Here is a 19,613-nt window from a genome sequence, read left to right on the forward strand (position 1 = left end):
GGGCGACCTTTCGTTGGCTCAAAAATGATGAATCGCTCCCCACCTTAGCAGTCGGAACGCTGGCATCGGGGGAGGCGGTCATTGGTTAAACCCCACAATTCCCTGCGAAAAACCAGCGCCGGGGTTAAAGCGCTGTTGCCGGCGAACCTCCGAGGTGGAACCCCCGGATAGTTCGCCGGCAACAGTTGGCCAGCAGCGTTCAGGCGATGCGGTCTAGCGGGCGAAGGCCTGCTGGATCAGCACTGCGTTTTCTGCGTCGTGGCGCTTTGCATTGCCAGCGGAGGTCGCAGCCGATGCCGGGCGGGAGATCAAGGTGATCTTCTGCTCCAGTGCCGGTGCAACGTACAAGCCGAAGAACGGCCATGGACCCTGGTTCGCAGGCTCGTCCTGGACCCAAGCCACCTCGGCGTTCGGGTACTTGGCCAGTTCGGCAGCGATCTGCTCGGCCGGAGCCGGGTAGAGCTGCTCGACGCGTACCAGCGCGGTCTTGGTGTCGTTCGCCTTGGTGCGAGCGGCCAGCAGATCGTAGTAGACGCGGCCCGAGCACAGCAGCACCTTGTCCACGGCGTTCGCATCGGTGATCGACGCATCGCCGATGACCTCGCGGAAGCCTCCGGTGGTGAAGTCCTCTACCGAGCTGGCCGCGGCCTTCAGGCGAAGCAGCTGCTTCGGGGTGAAGACGATCAGCGGCTTGCGCGGACGGGCGTAGGCCTGGCGGCGCAGCAGGTGGAAGTGGTTTGCACCGGTGGAAGGCTGGGCAACGACCATGTTGTTCTCGGCGCACAGCTGCAAGAAGCGCTCGATGCGGGCCGAGGAGTGATCCGGGCCCTGGCCTTCGTAGCCGTGCGGCAGTAGCATGACCAGCGAGGAGGACTGCGACCACTTCTGCTCTGCGGAGGAGATGAACTCGTCGATCACGGTCTGCGCGCCATTGACGAAGTCGCCGAACTGCGCTTCCCACATGACCAGTGCATCCGGGCGTTCTACCGAGTAGCCGTACTCGAAGCCGAGCGCGGCGTATTCGGAGAGCAGGGAGTCGTAGATCCACAGCGGTGCCTGGTCTTCGGCCAGGTGGTGCAGCGGGTACCACTCGGTGTCGTTCTCGCGGTCGTGGAAGACTGCGTGGCGCTGCACGAAGGTGCCGCGGCGCGAGTCCTGGCCTGCCAGGCGGACCGGCACGCCTTCCATGGTCAAGGTGCCCAGGGCTGCCAGTTCTGCGAAGCCCCAGTCGATGCCGCCTTCGCGGGACATCTTCTCGCGGCGCTCGAGCAGCGACTTCAGCTTGGTGTGCATGGTGAAGCCGGCCGGGATATCCAGGTGGGCGGCACCAATCTTCGCCAGCGTCTGGGCGGTGATGGCCGAGCCGCGTGCGCCGTCGACGGTGTTCTCGTCGGCAGCCTGGGCGAATGGCTTCTCCAGGTCGTTGATGGTCGAGCCCGGGGTGATGATCGGGATCGGCGAAGTCTGGGCCGCATGCGTCTCGGCGAAGATGCGCTCCAGGTTCTCCTTGTACTCGGCCAGCACGTTCTCGGCTTCTTCCTGCGTGATGTCCCCGCGGCCCACCAGGGCCTCGGTGTACAGCTTGCGGGTCGAGCGCTTGGCTTCGATCAGGTTGTACATGATCGGCTGGGTCATCGAAGGGTCATCGCCCTCGTTGTGGCCGCGGCGGCGGTAGCACACCAGGTCGATGACGACGTCCTTGCCGAACTTCTGGCGGTACTCGAAGGCCAGCTGGCCCACGTGCACCACTGCCTCCGGGTCATCCCCGTTGACGTGGAAGATCGGAGCCTGCACGGTGCGTGCAACGTCGGTTGCGTACACCGAGGAGCGCGAGGAGCTCGGCGCGGTGGTGAAGCCGATCTGGTTGTTCACGATCACGTGGACAGTGCCGCCGGTCTTGTAGCCGGGCAGCTGGCTCATGGCCAGTACCTCGGAGACCACGCCCTGGCCGGCGAATGCCGCATCGCCGTGGACCAGGATCGGCAGCACGGTGTTCTTCTGGTTCAGGCGGTCCAGCTTGGCGCGGGTGATGCCCTCGAGCACTGGATCGACTGCTTCCAGGTGCGATGGGTTGGCAGCCAGGTAGATCTTGGTCTGGTTGCCCGCATCCGAGGTGTACGAACCCTCGGTGCCCAGGTGGTACTTCACATCGCCCGAACCCTGGACCGAGCCCGGGGTTGCGGTGCCTTCGAATTCGCGGAAGACCTGTGCGTAGGTCTTGCCGGCGATGTTGGTCAGCACATTCAGGCGGCCGCGGTGGGCCATGCCGATCGCGACCTCGTCCAGCTGCTCGTCGGCTGCGTCGGAGATGATCGCATCCAGCAGTGGAATCAGCGATTCGCCGCCTTCCAGCGAGAAGCGCTTCTGGCCGACGAACTTGGTCTGCAGGAAGGTCTCGAAAGCCTCGGCGGAGTTCAGCTTCGACAGGATGCGCAGCTGCTCTTCGCGGCTTGGCTTGGCGTAGCCGGACTCCAGCTTGGCCTGGAACCATTCGCGCTCTTCGGGGTTCTGCAGGTGCATGTACTCGGTGCCGATGGTGCGGCAGTAGGCATCGCGCAGCACGCCGAGGATGTCGCGCAGCAGGCCGCGGTCCTTGCCACCCAGGCCGCCGGCCAGCCATTCGCGGTCCAGATCCCACAGGGTCAGGCCGTAGGAATTGATGTCCAGGTCCGGGTGCTTGCGCTGGACGTACTCCAGCGGGTTGGTATCGGCCATCAGGTGGCCGCGCACGCGGTAGGAGTTGATCAGGTGCTGGATGCGGGCAACCTTGTTGACCTGCAGGTCGATGTCGACCTGGTTGTCAACGGCCCAGCGAACCGGCTCGTAAGGGATGCGCAGCTGCTCGAAGATCTCGTCGTAGAAACCCTGCTCGCCCAGCAGCAGCGACTCGACCAGCTTCAGGAATTCGCCCGAACCTGCACCCTGGATGACGCGGTGGTCGTAGGTGGAGGTCAGGGTGATGTGCTTGCCGATACCCAGGGCGGCCACGGTCTTCTCCGAGGAGCCGCGGTACTCTGCCGGGTATTCCAGTGCGCCAACGCCGATGATCGCGGCCTGGCCCTTGGACAGGCGTGGAACCGAGTGAACGGTGCCGATGCCGCCTGGGTTGGTCAGCGAAACGGTGGTGCCTGCGTAGTCGTCAGCGGTCAGCTTGTTGCCGCGGGCGCGCTTGATCAGGTCTTCGTAGGTGGCCCAGAACTCGTTGAAGCTCAGGGTCTCGGCAGCCTTGATGTTCGGCACGGCCAGCATGCGGGTGCCATCCGGCTTCGGCATGTCGATCGCGATGCCGAAGTTCACGTGGGCTGGCTGGATCGCAGTTGGCTTCTTGTCGATCACGTCGTAGGTGACGTTCATCGACGGGATCTGCTTCAGCGCACGGATCACGGCGAAGCCGATCAGGTGGGTGAAGGAGATCTTGCCGCCGCGAGCGCGCTTGAGGTGGTTGTTGATGACAATGCGGTTGTCGATCATCACCTTCGCCGGTACGGCACGCACGGTGGTGGCCGTAGGCACGGTGAGGGAGGCATCCATGTTGGTTGCGATGGCCTTCATTGGTCCACGCAGCGGGGTGCGCTTTTCCTCACCGAAAAGTTCGGTGGACGGCGTAGCCTTCGGAGCCTGTGCCGGGATCGGCGCAGTCTTCGGTGCTGGCTCGGCCTTCTTGGCTTCAGCGGCCGGAGCTGGTGCTGCCTTGGCAGCCGGTGCTGGTTCGGAGGCACGGGCCTGGGCTGCGGCGCGTGGCGCGCCCTGCCCGTTGGCTGCAGATGCTGCGGCAGGTGCTGCCGCTGCTGGCGCCGGCTGCGCTGCCGGTGCTGCTGGTGCCTTCTTTTCGGCGGCGAGAGATTCGAAAATATCCCACCATTTCTTATCTACCGAGTTCTTGTCGACGAGATACTGTTCGAACAGCTCGTCTACTAGCCACTCGTTTCCACCAAACTCTTCAGTAAGTCGGTGGTGTGCTTGCTCTGGCACGTGCAACGCCTCTTCCCTGATTTCTACGTTGTTCTAGCTTGAGCCGGTGGTCTTTCGAGGACGTGATACGACCACTGCGGCCCACAAGATTTCTAGACCTGCGCACCAGTCTAGTGACTTTTCCGCCCACTTGGCCACGGCACGTATGTAATGTCACGAAAGTGTTGCGCCTAACATGCCGTTCAGCGTATCCAAAGCACCGCTGGGCGAGCATGTGTCGAAGTGGTGCGCAATGGCCCTTCGTTCGATAGACTAATTCGCACTATGGAATCCCACTCTCCAAGCCGGTGTGCCGCCCAAGGGCGCAGTGCCGGCCACAACAGTCCATGTTCAGGAAGTTCCGCCTCCCTTTTGGAGCCTTCTAGTTGCCGCCCTGTCGGCACTGGAACTGAACTTCGCACGCCAGTGAATAGGCGGCGGTAAACGCCTATGGAATGGCTCTCAATACTTTTCGGCCTGCTGCTGATTCTCGGCACCGGCTTCTTCGTGGCCGTGGAATTCTCCCTGGTCGCCCTGGATAAAAGCACCGTGCAGCGTGCCGTAAATGACGGCGAGCGTGGCGCTAAGCCGCTGCTGCAGTGCCTCACCTCCCTCTCTACCCAGCTGTCCAGCTGCCAGCTGGGCATTACGCTGACCACGCTGCTGACCGGCTACGTGCTTGAACCCGCAATGAGCGCGCTGCTCGAGCCGTTGATGGAACAATTCGGCATCCCGGCCGCAAGCTCGCTGGCCATTGCCGTGGTGATCTCGATGGTCGTTGCCACCTTGCTTTCGATGCTGATCGGCGAACTGGTCCCGAAGAACATGGCAATTGCCCAGGCGATGAAGGTTGGCAAGCTGCTGGCCCGCCCGCAGCTGGTTTTCACCGCCATCTTCAAGCCGGCCATCATCGTGCTCAACGGCTTCTCGAATGCGGTACTGCGCAAGTTCTTCGGACTCGAAGCCAAGGAAGAAATCTCCGCGGCCCGCTCCTCGCAGGAACTGGCATCGCTGGTCCGCCGTTCGGCTCAGCTGGGCACCTTGGATGTGCAGACCGCTCGCTTCGTGGAATCCACCATTGAATTCTCCGAGCGCACCGCCGCCGACGTGATGACCCCGCGAACCTCGATGTCCACCATTGATTCCGAGGCGGCACTTTCCGAGCTGATCGAGGTCAGCGCGGACACCGGATTCTCGCGTTTCCCGGTCACCACCGGCTCCACCGATGAAATCCAAGGCATCTGCCACGTCAAGGCAATTGTCTCGGTGCCCCGCGAACGCCGCGCAGCGCTGCAGGTCGGCGAGTTCGCCCGCGACGCGCTGTACGTTCCGGAAACCATTCACCTCGATGTGCTGCTTGAGCAGTTGCGCGCCGCCGAGTTCCAGGTCGCGATCGTGATGGACGAATACGGTGGAACCGCTGGACTGGTGACCCTTGAAGACCTGGTCGAAGAAATCGTCGGCGAAGTTTCCGATGAGCACGACGAGGACGAGGAGGAAGCAGTCACCCAGCCCGACGGCAACTGGCTGTTCCCGGGCATGTACCGCCCGGACCAGATCAACGAGAACTTCGATACGGACGTCATCCCGGAAGAGTCGACCTACGAAACCATCGGCGGCTTCATGCTCGCCGAACTGGGCCGCTTGGCTGAACTCAATGACCGCGTCGCCACCGAGCACGGCACCTTCACGGTGACCGAGCTCGATGGCCGCCGCATCTCGCAGGTTCGTTTCGAACCAGCAGTGCAGGAGGATGGCAATGAATGACTTCATGGGCCTGGTCTGGCTGATTGTCTTGCTGGCTGGCAATGCCTTCTTCGTTGCCGGCGAATTCGCGGTGATGAGTGCGCGTCGTTCGCAGATTGAACCCTTGGCCGACGAGGGCAATAAGCGGGCAAAGATCGCGCTGTACGCCATGGAGCATGTTTCGATCATGCTCGCGGTGTGCCAGTTGGGCATTACCGTTTGCTCGCTGCTGATCCTGAATATTTCGGAGCCGGCGATCCACCACCTGCTGGCCGAACCGCTGACCATGATCGGCATGGCCGAATCAGCTGCGGACACCGTAGCGTTCCTGATTGCCTTGATCCTGGTGACCTTCCTGCACGTGACCTTCGGCGAAATGGTGCCGAAGAACATTTCGGTTTCCGTTGCGGACAAGGCCGTGCTGCTGCTGGCCATGCCACTGGTCGGCCTGTCCAAGGTGCTCAAGCCGATTACGGCGTCGCTCAATGGCGTGGCGAACCTGGTGCTGCACGCCTTCGGTATCGAACCGAAGGATGAGGTGGCCAGCTCGTATACCGCCGCTGAAGTCCGATCGATCATCGATGCTTCATCCGAGGAAGGCGCGCTGGATGAGGACGATGCCGCACGCTTGACCAAAGCGCTGGAATTCTCCTCGGTTACCGCGCGCAGCTGCATGGTTCCGCTGGATGACCTGTTCACCTTGGAATACGGGCAGACGACCGCGCGCGCTTTCGAGAAGAAGGTCGGCAAGACCGGATTCTCGCGCATGGTGATCACCAAGAACGAGGTTCCGGTGGGCTACTGGCATGTGAAGGACGTGATGCTCATCGATGATGCCCACTCCACGCAGCCACTGCTTGATTTGCCATTGCACCCGCTGGGCCGGTTGGAGCAGGACACCGAAATCGAGGCCGCCCTGGAAGCGATGCGGCAGGAAGGCAACCACCTTTCGGCGGTTGTCGACGAGTCGGGGGCAACGCTCGGCGTGCTCTTCCTGGAGGACGTGATCGAGGTGCTGGTCGGTGAAATCACCGATACCACGCGAAAACGCGTCAACCCGCCTCGCAGCGAAAAACGGGCAAATTAGCTCAAGCTCACCCCTGAGTGCATATTGCGAATGACTCGCAACTGATACGATTGACTGCGGCACCCATTGCGGGTGCCGCAGTTTTTCGTTGCCGGCCCATCCTCAGCCAGCGCAATCCAGAAAGCAGTCAATGACAGAGACCCCCATCGTCAGGTTTGAAGACGCGCGCCTTGCCTATGGCTCCCGCGTGCTCTGGGATGAACTCAACCTATCCATAGCGGCGGGGGAGTTCCTTGCAGTTCTAGGGCCCAACGGCTCGGGCAAGACCAGCTTCATCAACACGATGCTCGGCACCACCGCGCTCAATCGAGGCAGGGTCTCGATCGCCGGGGAGGCCGTGCGCCGGGGGTCGGCTGCCGTGGGGTTGATCCCGCAGCAGCGCCCCTTCGGGGACAACGTTCCCCTGCGCGCTCGCGACCTGGTCGCACTGGGACTGGATGGAACCCGGCCCGGGATTCGCGTGGCCCGCAGGGCCGTGCGCAACAAGGTCGACGAACTGCTGGAACTGGTCGGCGCTACCGCCTACGCCAACCGTGCGGTGTCCGACCTTTCCGGAGGCGAGCAGCAGCGCCTGCGCGCAGCGCAGGCTTTGGCCAGCGATCCCCGGGTCCTGCTATGCGACGAGCCGCTGCTCTCCCTGGACCTCAATCACCAGCAGGCGATCAGCGAAGTGATACACCGCCAGGCCGCAGAGCGCGGCAGCGCGGTAGTCTTCGTGACGCACGAGATCAACCCGATCCTGCCCTATGTCGACCGCGTCCTGTACCTGGCCGAAGGCCGCTTCCATCTGGGCAGCGTGGATGAAGTCATGCAGTCTGCGGTGCTCACCGAACTTTACGGTGCTCCGGTCGAGGTGCTGCGGGTCAATGGCCGCATCGTGGTGGTCTCGGGCGATGGCAATCGGGCATTGCCAGCCGATGGGCACGACCACGTTGAAGAAATCGATCTAGAGACCGGAAAGTAGGAGCAGGACATGGACTTTTCGGATCTCATCGAGAAGGCGTTCAACTTCCAGGATTACGGACTGCTGCTTCCGCTGGTGACCAATTCCCTGATTGCCGGTGCAGTCCTGGGCGTGGTTGGCGGTCTGATCGGCATCTTCATCATGATGCGGGACATGGCTTTCGCCGTGCACGGCATCGCTGAGCTGTCCTTTGCGGGGGCGGCCTTCGCCTTGCTCATCGGAGCCGACGTGGTGACTGGCTCGGTGTTCGGGTCCATGATCGCGGCGCTGATCCTTGGCATTCTCGGAACCCGGGCGAGGGACCGGAATTCCATCACCGGCGTGCTGATGCCTTTCGGCCTTGGCCTGGGCATCTTGTTCCTGTCGCTGTATGAAGGGCGAAGCGCCAATAAGTTTGGCCTGCTGACCGGCCAGATCGTGGCCGTGGATGACGTGCAATTGACAGGAATGCTGGTCCTTTCGGCGGTGGTAGTGATCGCGCTGCTGGTTATTTGGCGTCCGCTGACCTTCGCTTCGGTGGACCCGGTGGTTGCCAATGCCCGGGGCGTGCGCACTGCTGGCCTGTCCATCGTCTTCATGATGATCCTGGCGCTGGCTGTAGCGGTGACGATTCAAGTGGTCGGTGCCTTGCTGGTGCTGGCGCTGCTGATCACGCCCGCCGCAGCCGCCATGCGCGTGAGCTCCAATCCGGTCATCACCGTCGTGCTCTCCATCGTGTTCGCGGAACTGGCTGTCGTGGGCGGCATCCTTCTTGCCCTGGCTGGTTCCTTGCCGATCAGTCCATATGTGACCACGATTTCGTTCGTGATCTATGTGGTCTGCCGCGGAATCGAAGCGGTGCGTTCCCCTCGCCGCCACCAAGTCTAGGAGCTGCATTCGGCCAGCGCGCCCCCGCTGGTTCCGGGCCCGGTTGACTAGCAAGCAGCCGAACCTCCAAGCTGGAGCATGAGCAAAATTCCAGCCAGTGAGATCTGGCCATTGGTGCATGCCGAACGCCTGGCCCTGATCGACGATCTGGGAACTTTGGATCCGGATCAGTGGGAAGTTCCCTCCCTGTGCGATGGGTGGAGCGTCCATGACGTGGCTGCTCATTTGGCAGATAACGCGCGTGCGACTTTCTTCCGCCTGCTTGCCGGGATGGCCAAGGCCGGATTCAGCTTGGACCGCCAGAACGACAATGGCGTGGCCGCCGAGAAGGCCGCGACTCCCGATGGGACATTGCGCAGGCTCGTCGAGGTCGCGGCTTTGCGGGCCACTCCACCGGTTCCGCTTGCCAGCAGGTTGGTGGAGGAAATCGCCCATGGGGAAGACATCCGTCGTGCCGTGGGCCTGAAACGGGACTATCCTGCAGAATCCCTGGAGCCAGCAATCAAATACCAGGCAGCGACCCCGCAGGGTGTCGGGGGTGCCAAGGAATTAGCGAGCAGGGTCCAGCTGTGCAGCGAAGACGAAGACTTCCGGCTGGGCATCGGCCCGCAGATCGCAGGACCGCGCCTTGAACTGCTGATGCTGGTTTCAGGCCGAGGCAAGCACGCTGTGGGCCTGACGGGTCCGGGGCTGGCCCTCGTGCGGTAAATTGCAGAATAGGGAGGGGCCGCGCGGCAGAACGCGCGCCGCTGCCTAGGTTTCAGTAGTTCCTGGTCCGTCGGGCCTGGTGAGCCGTTCCTTGAAATCAGCGAACCATTTCGAGTCGCGCATTAGTTGCGGGAATGGCTTGTGCATGAATCCAGTTGCCGGTGGCGCAGTGGATCGATAGGACATCGCCGAGCCCGGACAGATCATCATCGAGTGCCGATCGCGGAAAGCGGTGTACTCGTACCAGCCGTCGGCCTGCTTTGCCTTGTTGCAGGTCGCGCAACGGCCCGAGGCGTTGGCCACGGTCGTCTTGCCGCCACGTGCATACTGGAGCACGTGGTCTGTTTCTTCGACCAGCCCGTCGCAGAAGGGCGTTCGGCAATGCCGATCGCGAATCCCGATGAACCTCTTGAGCTTATCCGGGAAGATCCGGGCTTTGGAATCCATCGCGATCAGTTCCTGGTCCCCGGGAGCGGTGTAGAGACGAGTTATCTCCGTCATCACTTCGATCCGCTCAATATTCTCGGGGGTGAGTTCGGCCTCCATTTCCGCGAAGGTCAGCTCGTTGGGAATCTGGTGGCCGCCAATGAGTTCCCGCGCAGTCTGCGCGGGGATGAAGCCGTAGCCTTCCAAGTGGGCCGGTTCGCGATCACCCATGAACAGCGCTCTATCGGTCATGACCAGTCCGAGCTGGACGTTGATCTTCTGCTCATTGTTTTCATCGAAGAACATGTAGCGGGCCAGCAGATCGGCCTGGATCTGGGAGCGGGTGCGGGCATCGCCCTTGCGCTTGATCCTGCATGACTGGTTTCGCAGCGTCATCTGCAATCCGGTTCCGCCAACGATAGGCAGACGGGCCTGGAGGAAGACGCACCCTGCTTCCCGATCGGTGCGGAAGCGAACGTAGCGTTGCTGGTTGGCTTCCTTCAGCTTCTTGTCTTCCCGGTCCGATGCGTACTTGATCGTGAAGCTGGTGACCGTTTCCTTGATGCGCTTGGGGCCCATGGATTCGAACATGTCTGGATTCTGCCCGTAGATCGCATCGAACTCGGTGCGGCGCAATGGCCGGACTTCCTGCAGCGGGGTGAGCATTGCGTTGATCTGCGCTTCGGTGAATTCACCACGGGAGAATGCGGCAGCGATATTCGGGGTGTCCTCGAAGAGGATGCGGCAATTGGCCAGGTAGTTCCTGGAACCGCGTTGAGTCTGCTTGCGGGCGATGGCAACGCGGCTGGCCGCTCCGCGGACCTGGTCATCGATGTTGGTGCCGCGCTCTTCATTCTCGCGCAGGACTTCCTTCTCCAACTGGTGAGCCAGGCCGGCTTGCTGATAGCGCAAGGATGAGACCAGTCCTTCGACGGATTCGATAACCCGGGCGCACGCGGCCTTGCCGCCGTGGTCATGGAACCATGACAGGTCGTTCTGCAGCTGGATCAGGTGGGATTCGAAATCCGGCTGATCTGCTGGGCGGGCTAGGCTGTTTACGTGCGCCTTTGCTTCGAGCATAGTACTAGTATACGCCCATTGTTCGAATATGTCTTCGAATAATTCAGCTGGGGATTACCGAACTCTTGGGGCGCCGAACAGTCCGCTGGACCCAGGTCCAGGTAGCGGAAAGGGCTACGAGGCAGCGGGGGCGCCAGCCTTGGCTTTGGCACGGCAGTCGGCGCAGAGGCCGTAGATTTCCACGGTGTGCTCGGGATCGGAGAAGTCGTGCTCCGCGGCAACCCGAGCGGCCCAGCGCTCGACGGAAGGGGCAAGTACCTCGACGGTCTTGGAGCAAACGCGGCAGACCAGATGATGGTGGTGGACCTCGGTGACGCACTGGCGGAAGCGGGCTTCGCCATCTCCGCTGCGCAGCACATCGACCAGGCCATCGTCGGCCATGGACTGCAGCAGGCGGTACACGGTGGCCAGCGAAACCTTCTTCTCCGAATCCTGCAGCCAGCGATGCAGCTGCTGGGCGGTGGCGAAATCATCGACCTCGCCCAGTGCCTCGGTGACGGCCAGGCGCTGCTTGGTGACCCGGGTTTCTGGCTGGGACATCGACGTGCACCATTCCTTGAGTTTGTTGCGGACCGGCGATGAGCCAGCGAACTGGGCCAATCACCTGCGGTTTCCCTCAATTTTAGCCAACTTTGCGTTGCAATGCGTGTCTGGCTCTGGCATGGGCGGGGCGCTGAGCCTACGCTAAGGATATGCGCATCAAACTTAGGGGCCATTCCTGCTTGGAAGCGAGCACGATCGACGGCAAGGTCTTGCTGGATCCGGGCGGATTTTCGCAGCTTGACGACGCGTTCGACGGCATCAATGCCGTGCTGGTCACCCATGAGCATGCTGACCATGCCGACCAGCCGGCCATTGCCGCCGCGCTGGAGGCGAATTCCATCCTGGAGCTCTACGCGCCGGCCGCGCTGGCGCAGGCGATGCGCGACCAGCTGCCGCCAGCGGCCCAATCCCAGGTGGTGACGGTGCGAGCCGGGGCCGACTTCATCGTCGGCGGCATTCGCGTACGGACTTTCGGCGGCACCCACGCCACCATCCACCATTCCATTGCGCTGGTTGCCAACGTGGGCTACCTCCTGGGGGACCGCGCGGTAGGCCAGCTGGAGGTCTTCCACCCGGGCGACAGCTACCAGGTGCCGGTGGGGGCACAGCCGGATGTGCTGCTGTTGCCGGTGATGGCCCCGTGGGGCAAGATGGCCGAGGCCGCCGACTTCGCGGTGGCCGTGGATGCTAGGTGCTGGATGCCGATCCACGACGGGCTGCTCAACGCCAACGGACTGGGGCTTTTCGATCGCCAGCTCGGCGCGATCGCCCAGCGGGCAGGATGCAGCTATGTGCGCTTGGAACCTGGAATCGAACATCATCTCGACGAGTTGCTGGGAGGCACCAACGAATGAACCCCTTGATAAGCGCCGCGCAGCTTCGCGAAATCCTGGACGCCGGGGGCCAGCCGGTGCTGCTCGATGTGCGGTGGGTCCTGGGCCGCGACGACGGGGCGCAGAGCTACGCTGCCGGGCATATCCCCGGCGCGGTGTTCGCTGACCTGGAAAAAGAGCTTTCCGGTGCGCCGGGCGAGCATACCGGCCGCCACCCGCTGCCTTTGCCGGCGGACTTCGAGCAGGCCGCGCGCGGCTGGGGCATCAACGCCCAGAGTCACGTGGTGGCGTACGACAACTCCGGAGCCCTCGCCGCGGCCCGGGCCTGGTGGCTGCTGCGCCATGCCGGATTCGACCGCGTGCAGGTGCTCGACGGCGGGCTCGGGGCCTGGACGGACGCCGGCGGAGAGCTGGCGCTGGGCTACGAGCAGGCCGCCAAGGGCAGCGTTTCGCTGTCGTGGGGCCGGATGCCGGTGGTGGAGTACGAGGAGCTGGACACCTTGCCCGGCACCCTGATCGACTCGCGGGCCACCGCGCGCTACCTGGGCATCGAGGAGCCCATCGACCCGGTGGCCGGGCATATTCCCGGTGCGCTGAACCGTCCCACCACCGACAACCTCGACGCGCAGATGCGTTTCCGGGCGCCGGAGGTGCTGCATTCCAGCTTCGTGACGCTGGGTGCCCACAGGCCGGGATCGGCCGCCTACTGCGGTTCGGGGATCACCGCGGCGCACCAGGTATTGGCCGCGGCAAGTGCCGGGATCCCGCTGGGGCTCTTCCCCGGCAGCTGGTCCGAATACTGCTCCTACCCGGATGCGCCGGTCGCTACGAGCGACGAGAAGCACCGCCACTAGAATTCAGCCATCGAGCAAGAAAGGCAGCAATGAGTACGCTGTTCACCAAGATCATCAACGGGCAGATCCCGGGCCGCTTCGTGTGGGAGGACGAAACCTGCGTGGCGTTCTTGTCCATCGGGCCGCTCTCCGACGGGCACGCACTGGTGGTTCCGCGCGAGGAAATCGACGAGTTCACCGATGCCTCCGACGAGCTGGTTGCGCACCTGACCCTGGTCGCGGCCAAGATCGGGCGCACCCAGAAGCGCGTGTTCTCCGCGCAGCGCGCGGGCCTGATGATCGCCGGATTCGAGGTGCCGCACCTGCATGTGCATGTCTGGCCGACCAACTCGCTGGCGGACTTCGACCTGTCCAATGCGGCCGATAACCCGGATCCGGCGGCCATGGACAAGAACGCGCAAGCGCTTCGCGCGGGCCTGCGCGAAGATGGCCACGGGGAATTCGTGCCCGAGGCCTAGCCGGTGCAATTCATCCGCTACCAGGGCACCGAGCCCAATCACCGCGGCGTGCACCTGGGGATTTTCGCGCTGGCCAATTCCCTAGGCCACGGCGGGAAGCTGAGCGCCGCCGAACACGCCATCTGGCGTGCGGGCAACGACTGGTACGACGCTGCCTATCCGAACCCGAGCCGCACCCATCGGGCAATCTACGATCATGCGATCAACCCCGGGGCCGTGGCGTGGTTCAAGGGCAGCGCGCAGCACCTGCTGGAGCGCGTCGAGCCGTATTTGCGGTTGCTCGACGCGCACCGGATCGGCTGGGAGAAGCTGGAAAGCAGTGCTCCGGGCACCATCATCTACGAAGATGACGCGCAGGTGATCGCCACGCCCGCAGTGCCCTAGCCCTTCACCCGGCGCATGGTCATGTGGGAGGTGACGCGGCGGACCGCCGGCAGCGCGGTCAGCTTGGGAATCAGGTCCCGGTCGTAGGCCTCGGCATCGGCCACCTGGATGCGCAGGAAGTAGTCGGGCTGGCCGTAGAGGCGGCGTATTTCGGTGACGCCGGCAACGGTGTCCACCGCCTTCTCGAATTCGTCGAGGCTGTGCTCGTTGTTCATTTCGACGTCAATGGCCACGGTGACCTCGAAGCCCCTGCCATAGGCCTTGGGATTGACGATCGCCTTGTAGCCATGGATGATTCCCTCGGCCTCCAGGCGCTGGACGCGGCGCAGGCAGGGAGCGGGGGTCAGGCCCACCCTGCGCGAGAGCTCGAGGTTGCTGATGCGGCCGTCATTTTCCAGTTCGGCAATAATTGCGCGGTCAAGATCATCCATGCATCTATTATTGCCGATCCAACCCGTCAGTTAGCTAGAATCAGCAACCATATTTGGCTTGGAATTTCCTAATATTGCTTCATGAGCGAAAAACTGGCAATTAAAGGTTCCCGGCCTTTGTCCGACGAGGGCCGATGGCAGCAGATCAGGCTGGGCGCGAAAAATGTGCTTCCCGCCAGTCTGGCGGTCATGCCATTGGGCCTGGCCCTGGGCGTGCTGCTGGTGCGCTCGGGATTGCCCTGGTGGTCAGCTCCCTTGCTTGCCGGGCTGGTGTTCGCCGGTTCCCTGGAATTCCTCTTGATCGGGCTGCTTGCCGCCGTGGCGCCGCTGTCCCATATCGCCCTGACCACGCTGGTAGTCAATTTCCGCCACGTATTCTATGCGATCTCTTTCCCGCTGCACCGGGTCAAGGGCCAGGGGGCGAAGTTCTACAGCATGTTTGCACTGACCGATGAGGCCTATGCGCTGACCCTGCAGGCCGAGCGGAAGGACTATTCCTCGACGCGGATCCTGGCCATCCAGAGCCTGTTCCATGCAAGCTGGACCACCAGCGTGCTGGGCGGATCGCTGCTGGGCGCAATGATCCCCGAATCCATCAGGGGCCTGGAATTCGCGGTGACCGCATTGTTTGCCGTGCTGGCGATCGAAGCGTTCAAGGCCTACCGCAGTGTGCCGCTGTCCATGCTGGCGCTGATCAGCGCCGTGGCGGCCAGCTGGATCGCACCGCAGAGCATGATGGTGGTAGCCATGGCGATTTTCCTTGCCGGACTTGCGGCGGCCTACCTGCTGCGCCGGCGCACCGGCACCGCTCAGCAGGCCGGCGGGCAGCAGGCGGGAGAAGCAGCCGATGCCCGATAGCCTCTACCTCTTCTCGGCCATCGCGTTGAGCACCGCAGTGACCTTCGGGCTGCGTGCCTTGCCCTTCGCCTTCATCGCCAAATTGCGCAGCAACGCGTTCATCAACTACCTGGCGCTGCGCATGCCCTTGGGAATCATGGTGGTGCTGGTTGCTTCCACGGTGCCTGCCGGCATTGCGGATCCGGCCGTGGCGTGGCCGGTGGCCACCGCCCTGGCGGCCACCGTGGTGCTGCACCTGCTCAAGTCCAATGCGGTGCTCAGCGTGCTGGGCGGCACCGCCGTCTACGTTGGGATCCTCAGCTGGCCGCTATAGCTGCGCCAGCGAATCCTTGATCGCCTTGCGGATGCGCTTTTCGCTGACCGAATAGGCGGTGCCCAGCTCCTGGGCGAACAGCGAAATGCGCATTTCCTCCAGCATCCACTTCACCTGGGCCAAGTCCGCCGGCACCCGGGCTCCGGGCGGAACCCGATCCAGGGCGGTATCGTATTCGTCTTCCAGCTTCTGGATCACGACCAGGGCCTGGGAATCACGGGTGACAGCACCTGCGCGCAGCTTCTCCAAGCGCTTCTCGATGCCCTGCACATAGCGCGGCAGGCGCATCAGGTTCGCTGCCCCGGTGGCCGCGATGAAGCCCGGATAGATCAGCTGCTCGAGCTGGGAGCGGATATCGGTGACTGCCGCGAACATCGCCAGGGAGTTGGTGCTCTTCAGATCCTTGTTGATCCGGGTCGAGGAGCCGAAGACCTTCGCCACGATCGCGGTAATCGTGAAGACCGTGTCGATCTGCTCGGCGCGCACCGTCTCGAACAGCGCCTCGAATTCGGCGCGGTTCATCGGCAGCTTCTCGGGCACCAGCTGGTCTACCGCGGCCATGGTGCAATCGGCAATCAGCTTCTCGATGGACCCGTGCGGGTTCTGCGTGAACACCAGCTTCTCAGCGTTCTTCAGGTGCGAAATCACGAACTTCCCGGCAGGCGGCAAGCGCAGCATCAGCAACCGGATGACACCGGTGCGGTGCGCCGCATCGCGCTCGGCCTGGGTGCGGAAAACACTCAGGTCGACCTTTTCGCCGGTGTCCATCAGCCCCGGATAGGCGGTGATCTGCTGGCCCATCACCGTGGTGGTGACCTTGGCAGGCAGCGTATCGCCCAGGGTTTCGCCTGATGATTCCAGCTGCGGCCAATGATCCAGCGACTTCTGGTCCCAGGCGCCGGTGGCCGCCGCTGCGGTGGCCGCGGCGCCCTTCTTCTTGGACTGCGCCTTCGACGCGGCCGCAGGCTTGCCAGGCATGCCCGGCTTGCCGGTGGCGACACCGGGGGAGTTGACCCCGCTGGCCAGCGCGGCGCGGTTGGCCGCGGCGAACTTGTACTGCAACGCGGCCAGGTCATCGCCGCTGCCCAGCACCTTCCCCGAAGCATCGGTGACGGTGAAGCCGAAGCGCAGATGCGCAGGCAGGGTCGAGAAGTCGAAGACCGAAGGCTCGACGACCATGCCGCGCAGCCGGCGCAGCACCAAGGCCAGGGAATCGGCCAGGTCATCGGCCGCCGGATCGAAGTCCGCCTCCAGCATGGCCAGCGCCTTGGCCGCCACATCCGGGGCAGGCACGAAGTTCTTGCGGATGGCCTTGGGCATCGAACGGATCAGCGCGGTGAGCAGCTCGTGGCGCAACCCCGGAATCAGCCAGGCGAAGCGCGCGGGATCCAGCTGGTTCAAGAACACCACCGGGACGGTGAGCGACACGCCATCGCCTTCTCCCGGGGCGGCCGCCGGGTTGTACTCGTAGGACAGCGGCAAGTGGATGCTGCCCAGCTGCCAGGTGGTGGGGAACGCGGCCTCGTCAACCGCATCGGACTCGGCCAGCAGCGCCTCGGGGTCGAAGTCCAGCAGCGAGGGATCGGTGGCGCGGGCCTTCTTCCACCAGCGGTCGAAGTGGCGCTCCGAGTAGACCTCGGCGCTCACCCGGGCATCGTAGAAGGCGAACAGGTCCTCATCGGAAATGCGCAGGTCATGGCGGCGCATGCGGGTTTCGAGCTCTTCGACTTCTTCGAGCAGCGCCCGGTTCTTGGCGAAGAACTTATGGTGGGTGCGCCAATCGCCCTCCACCAGCGCGTGGCGGATGAACAGCTCGCGAGCCAGGTCCTTATCCACCCGCCAGTAGTGGAACTGGCGGCGCGGGATGATCGGCAGGCCGAAAAGCGTGACCTTCTCGTAGCCCATGACCGAACCGGTGCGCTTGGACCAGTGCGGCTCGGAGTGGGTGCGCTTGAGCAGGTGCGGAGCCAGCTCTTCCACCCATTCGGGGGAGATGGCCGCGTTGGTGCGGGCCCACAGCCGCGAGGTTTCCACCAGCTCGGCGGACATCACCCAGGTCGGGGACTTCTTGAACAGGCCCGAGCCGGGGAAGATCGCAAAACGGGTGCCGCGCGCGCCCAGGTAGTCGCGCTTGCGCTCATCGTAGAGCCCGATGTGCCCCAGCAGGCCCGACAGCAGCGACTTGTGCACCTGGTCCTCATTGGCCGCCGGGTCGATCGGGGCGGCCGCCATGGTGATGCCCAGCGGCTTGGCCAGCTGGCGCAGCTGGGTGAACAGGTCCTGCCACTCGCGCACGCGCAGGTAGTTGATGAACTCGTTCTTGCACAGCCGGCGGAAAGCGGAGGAGGACAGGTCCTTCTGCTGCTCCTGCAGGTAGGCCCACAAATTCAGCAATGCAATGAAGTCGGACTTGTCATCGGCGAAGCGCTTATGCAGCTCCACCGCACGATCACGCTGCCCGGTTTCCTCGCTGGGACGCTCGCGCGGATCCTGGATGCTCAGCCCGGCAGCCAGCACCATCACTTCCTTGGCGACCCCGCGTTGTGCGGACTCGACGATCATCCGGCCCAGGCGCACATCCAGCGGCAGCACCGCCAGCGCCCTGCCGGTTTCGGTCAGCTTCGCGGCCTTGTCCTGCTCCAGTGCACCGAGCTCGCGCAGCAGGTTCACGCCATCGGTGATGGACTTGGCTTCGGGCGGCTGGACGAACGGGAAGCTGGCAACCTCGGCGGCCGAAGCGACCACGCCCATGGAGATCATCTGCAGGATCACGCTGGCCAGGTTGGTGCGCAGGATTTCCGGGTCGGTGAATTCGGGACGCGCCTCGTAGTCGGGCTCCGAGTACAAGCGGATGGCGATGCCCTCCGACACGCGGCCGCAACGTCCCGAACGCTGGTTGGCGCTGGCCTGGGAGACGCGCTCGATGGGCAGGCGCTGCACCTTGGTGCGGTGCGAGTAGCGCGAAATGCGGGCGGTGCCGGTATCGATCACGTACTTGATGCCCGGCACCGTCAGCGAGGTCTCGGCGACGTTGGTGGCCAGGATGATGCGCGGGGCGCCACCGGGGTGGAAGACCCGGTGCTGCTCGGCCAGCGACAGCCGGGCGAACAGCGGGAGCACCTCATAGCGCGGCAGGCGCTTATTGGCGGTGACCATGGCGCGCAAGGCTTCGGCCGCGTCGCGGATTTCGCGCTCGCCGGAGAAGAAGATCAGGATGTCCCCGGGCGCTTCGCCGCTCAGTTCCTTGACCGCGTCGGTGACCGCATCCAGTGGGTCGCGTTCTTCCTCCAGCGTGTTCTCCGCGGCCTCGTCCGCGTCGACATCGAGCTCGGCCTGCAGCGGGCGGTAGCGCAATTCGACGGGGAAGGTGCGCCCGGAAACCTCCAGGATCGGGGCAGGCTCGACGCCGCCGCCGGGCAGCGGCTTGCCGAAGTGCTCGGCGAAGCGCTGCGGGTCGATGGTGGCGGAGGTGATGATGATCTTCAGCTCGGGGCGCTTGGGCATGATCTGCTTGAGGTAGCCCAGCAGGAAATCGATGTTCAGGCTGCGCTCGTGGGCCTCGTCGATGATGATCGCCGAGTATTTCTTGAGCAGCTTGTCGCGCTTGATCTCGGCTAGCAGGATGCCGTCGGTCATCACCTTCAGCTTGGTCTTGCGCGAAACCTCGCCGGTGAAGCGCACGTGGAAGCCGACTTCCTCGCCGATTTCGGTGCCCATTTCCTCGGCGATGCGCTCGGCCACGGTGCGCGCGGCCAGGCGGCGCGGCTGGGTGTGCCCGATCATGCCCTTCTCGGCCAGGCCGAGCTCGATGAGCATCTTGGGAAGCTGGGTGGTCTTGCCCGAACCGGTTTCGCCGGCGATTACCACGACCTGGTTTTCGCGGACCGCGGCGAGGATGTCCTCGCGGCGGGCTGAAACGGGAAGGGCTTCGGGATACGTAATGCTGAGCGCCATGATGTTCCCATTCTATTCGCGCCACGCATTTTCGTGGTGGCCGCCGGGCCGAAGCCCGATTCGGGGCAGGAAATGTGCTCCCGGACGCATTGCTCCATGAGTCAAATTTTCAGATTGTCCAAGCAATTGTCGACAAGTTCGGGCCGGTAAATACAA

At 63.6% G+C, this 19,613-nt stretch carries 16 protein-coding genes; 11 read left to right on the plus strand and 5 right to left on the minus strand.

Annotated elements, in window-relative coordinates; genetic code table 11:
- Positions 1–213: 213 nt before the first annotated feature.
- Positions 214–3,972 carry a multifunctional oxoglutarate decarboxylase/oxoglutarate dehydrogenase thiamine pyrophosphate-binding subunit/dihydrolipoyllysine-residue succinyltransferase subunit gene (locus ACIOJF_RS15210; RefSeq protein WP_105658380.1) on the minus strand — a complete coding sequence of 1,253 codons (3,759 nt, stop codon included), beginning with the start codon at positions 3,970–3,972 and terminating at the stop codon, positions 214–216.
- Positions 3,973–4,401: 429 nt separating this feature from the next.
- Between ACIOJF_RS15210 and ACIOJF_RS15215 the strand changes: the two genes are divergently transcribed.
- The 5 genes from ACIOJF_RS15215 to ACIOJF_RS15235 all read left to right on the plus strand — a co-directional run bounded on the left by ACIOJF_RS15215 (position 4,402) and on the right by ACIOJF_RS15235 (position 9,323).
- The gene (locus ACIOJF_RS15215) at positions 4,402–5,718 is read left to right on the plus strand and encodes a hemolysin family protein (RefSeq protein WP_105658381.1); all 1,317 of its coding nucleotides are present in this window, start codon (positions 4,402–4,404) and stop codon (positions 5,716–5,718) included.
- Positions 5,711–6,784 (plus strand): hemolysin family protein, encoded by a 1,074-nt coding sequence (locus ACIOJF_RS15220; RefSeq protein WP_166650811.1) that lies wholly within the window; start codon positions 5,711–5,713, stop codon positions 6,782–6,784. The genes ACIOJF_RS15215 and ACIOJF_RS15220 overlap by 8 nt, the downstream gene beginning before the upstream one ends.
- 130 nt (positions 6,785–6,914) lie before the next feature.
- The gene (locus ACIOJF_RS15225) at positions 6,915–7,748 is read left to right on the plus strand and encodes a metal ABC transporter ATP-binding protein (RefSeq protein WP_105662569.1); all 834 of its coding nucleotides are present in this window, start codon (positions 6,915–6,917) and stop codon (positions 7,746–7,748) included.
- A gap of 9 nt (positions 7,749–7,757) precedes the next feature.
- A complete protein-coding gene (locus ACIOJF_RS15230; protein WP_105658383.1) occupies positions 7,758–8,615 on the plus strand; it encodes a metal ABC transporter permease in 858 nt (285 codons plus the stop codon).
- A 78-nt stretch (positions 8,616–8,693) separates the two neighbouring features.
- Positions 8,694–9,323 carry a maleylpyruvate isomerase family mycothiol-dependent enzyme gene (locus tag ACIOJF_RS15235; RefSeq protein WP_105658384.1) on the plus strand — a complete coding sequence of 210 codons (630 nt, stop codon included), beginning with the start codon at positions 8,694–8,696 and terminating at the stop codon, positions 9,321–9,323.
- A 45-nt stretch (positions 9,324–9,368) separates the two neighbouring features.
- Here ACIOJF_RS15235 and ACIOJF_RS15240 read toward each other — a convergent pair whose 3' ends face one another.
- Together ACIOJF_RS15240 and ACIOJF_RS15245 are read right to left on the minus strand one after the other, a co-directional pair.
- Entirely contained in the window at positions 9,369–10,829 is a 1,461-nt protein-coding gene (locus ACIOJF_RS15240) for an HNH endonuclease (RefSeq protein WP_402741835.1), read from the minus strand.
- Positions 10,830–10,943: 114 nt separating this feature from the next.
- Positions 10,944–11,369, minus strand: coding sequence for a Fur family transcriptional regulator (locus ACIOJF_RS15245; protein ID WP_105658386.1), 426 nt, complete (start codon positions 11,367–11,369; stop codon positions 10,944–10,946).
- A 152-nt stretch (positions 11,370–11,521) separates the two neighbouring features.
- Here ACIOJF_RS15245 and ACIOJF_RS15250 point away from each other — a divergent pair, with 152 nt between their 5' ends.
- Genes ACIOJF_RS15250 through ACIOJF_RS15265 form a run of 4 tightly spaced genes read left to right on the plus strand, consistent with a single transcriptional unit; the run spans position 11,522 to position 13,901 of the window.
- Positions 11,522–12,226, plus strand: a complete 705-nt coding sequence (locus ACIOJF_RS15250; RefSeq protein ID WP_402741836.1) for an MBL fold metallo-hydrolase — start codon at positions 11,522–11,524, stop codon at positions 12,224–12,226.
- Entirely contained in the window at positions 12,223–13,059 is an 837-nt protein-coding gene (locus ACIOJF_RS15255) for a sulfurtransferase (RefSeq protein WP_105658388.1), read from the plus strand. Before ACIOJF_RS15250 ends, ACIOJF_RS15255 begins: the two co-directional genes overlap by 4 nt.
- A gap of 29 nt (positions 13,060–13,088) precedes the next feature.
- A complete protein-coding gene (locus ACIOJF_RS15260) occupies positions 13,089–13,517 on the plus strand; it encodes an HIT family protein (RefSeq protein WP_105658389.1) in 429 nt (142 codons plus the stop codon).
- A gap of 3 nt (positions 13,518–13,520) precedes the next feature.
- Positions 13,521–13,901 carry a hypothetical protein gene (locus tag ACIOJF_RS15265; RefSeq protein ID WP_105658390.1) on the plus strand — a complete coding sequence of 127 codons (381 nt, stop codon included), beginning with the start codon at positions 13,521–13,523 and terminating at the stop codon, positions 13,899–13,901.
- Here ACIOJF_RS15265 and ACIOJF_RS15270 read toward each other — a convergent pair.
- Complete coding sequence (locus tag ACIOJF_RS15270) at positions 13,898–14,332, minus strand: Lrp/AsnC family transcriptional regulator (RefSeq protein WP_105658391.1); 435 nt, start codon at positions 14,330–14,332, stop codon at positions 13,898–13,900. The genes ACIOJF_RS15265 and ACIOJF_RS15270 overlap by 4 nt on opposite strands.
- Positions 14,333–14,413: 81 nt before the next feature.
- On the opposite strand from ACIOJF_RS15270, the gene ACIOJF_RS15275 reads away from it, so the two are divergent.
- Together ACIOJF_RS15275 and ACIOJF_RS15280 are read left to right on the plus strand one after the other, a co-directional pair.
- Complete coding sequence (locus tag ACIOJF_RS15275; protein WP_105658392.1) at positions 14,414–15,190, plus strand: AzlC family ABC transporter permease; 777 nt, start codon at positions 14,414–14,416, stop codon at positions 15,188–15,190.
- Positions 15,180–15,503, plus strand: coding sequence for a branched-chain amino acid transporter permease (locus ACIOJF_RS15280; protein ID WP_105658393.1), 324 nt, complete (start codon positions 15,180–15,182; stop codon positions 15,501–15,503). The genes ACIOJF_RS15275 and ACIOJF_RS15280 overlap by 11 nt, the downstream gene beginning before the upstream one ends.
- Here the strand turns inward: ACIOJF_RS15280 and hrpA are convergent.
- Positions 15,498–19,457 carry an ATP-dependent RNA helicase HrpA gene (hrpA, locus tag ACIOJF_RS15285; protein ID WP_105658394.1) on the minus strand — a complete coding sequence of 1,320 codons (3,960 nt, stop codon included), beginning with the start codon at positions 19,455–19,457 and terminating at the stop codon, positions 15,498–15,500. The two genes, ACIOJF_RS15280 and hrpA, sit on opposite strands and share 6 nt — an antisense overlap.
- Positions 19,458–19,613: the final 156 nt, after the last annotated feature.

It is taken from the genome of Glutamicibacter sp. NPDC087831 (assembly GCF_044742845.1).
Classification (GTDB): domain Bacteria; phylum Actinomycetota; class Actinomycetes; order Actinomycetales; family Micrococcaceae; genus Glutamicibacter.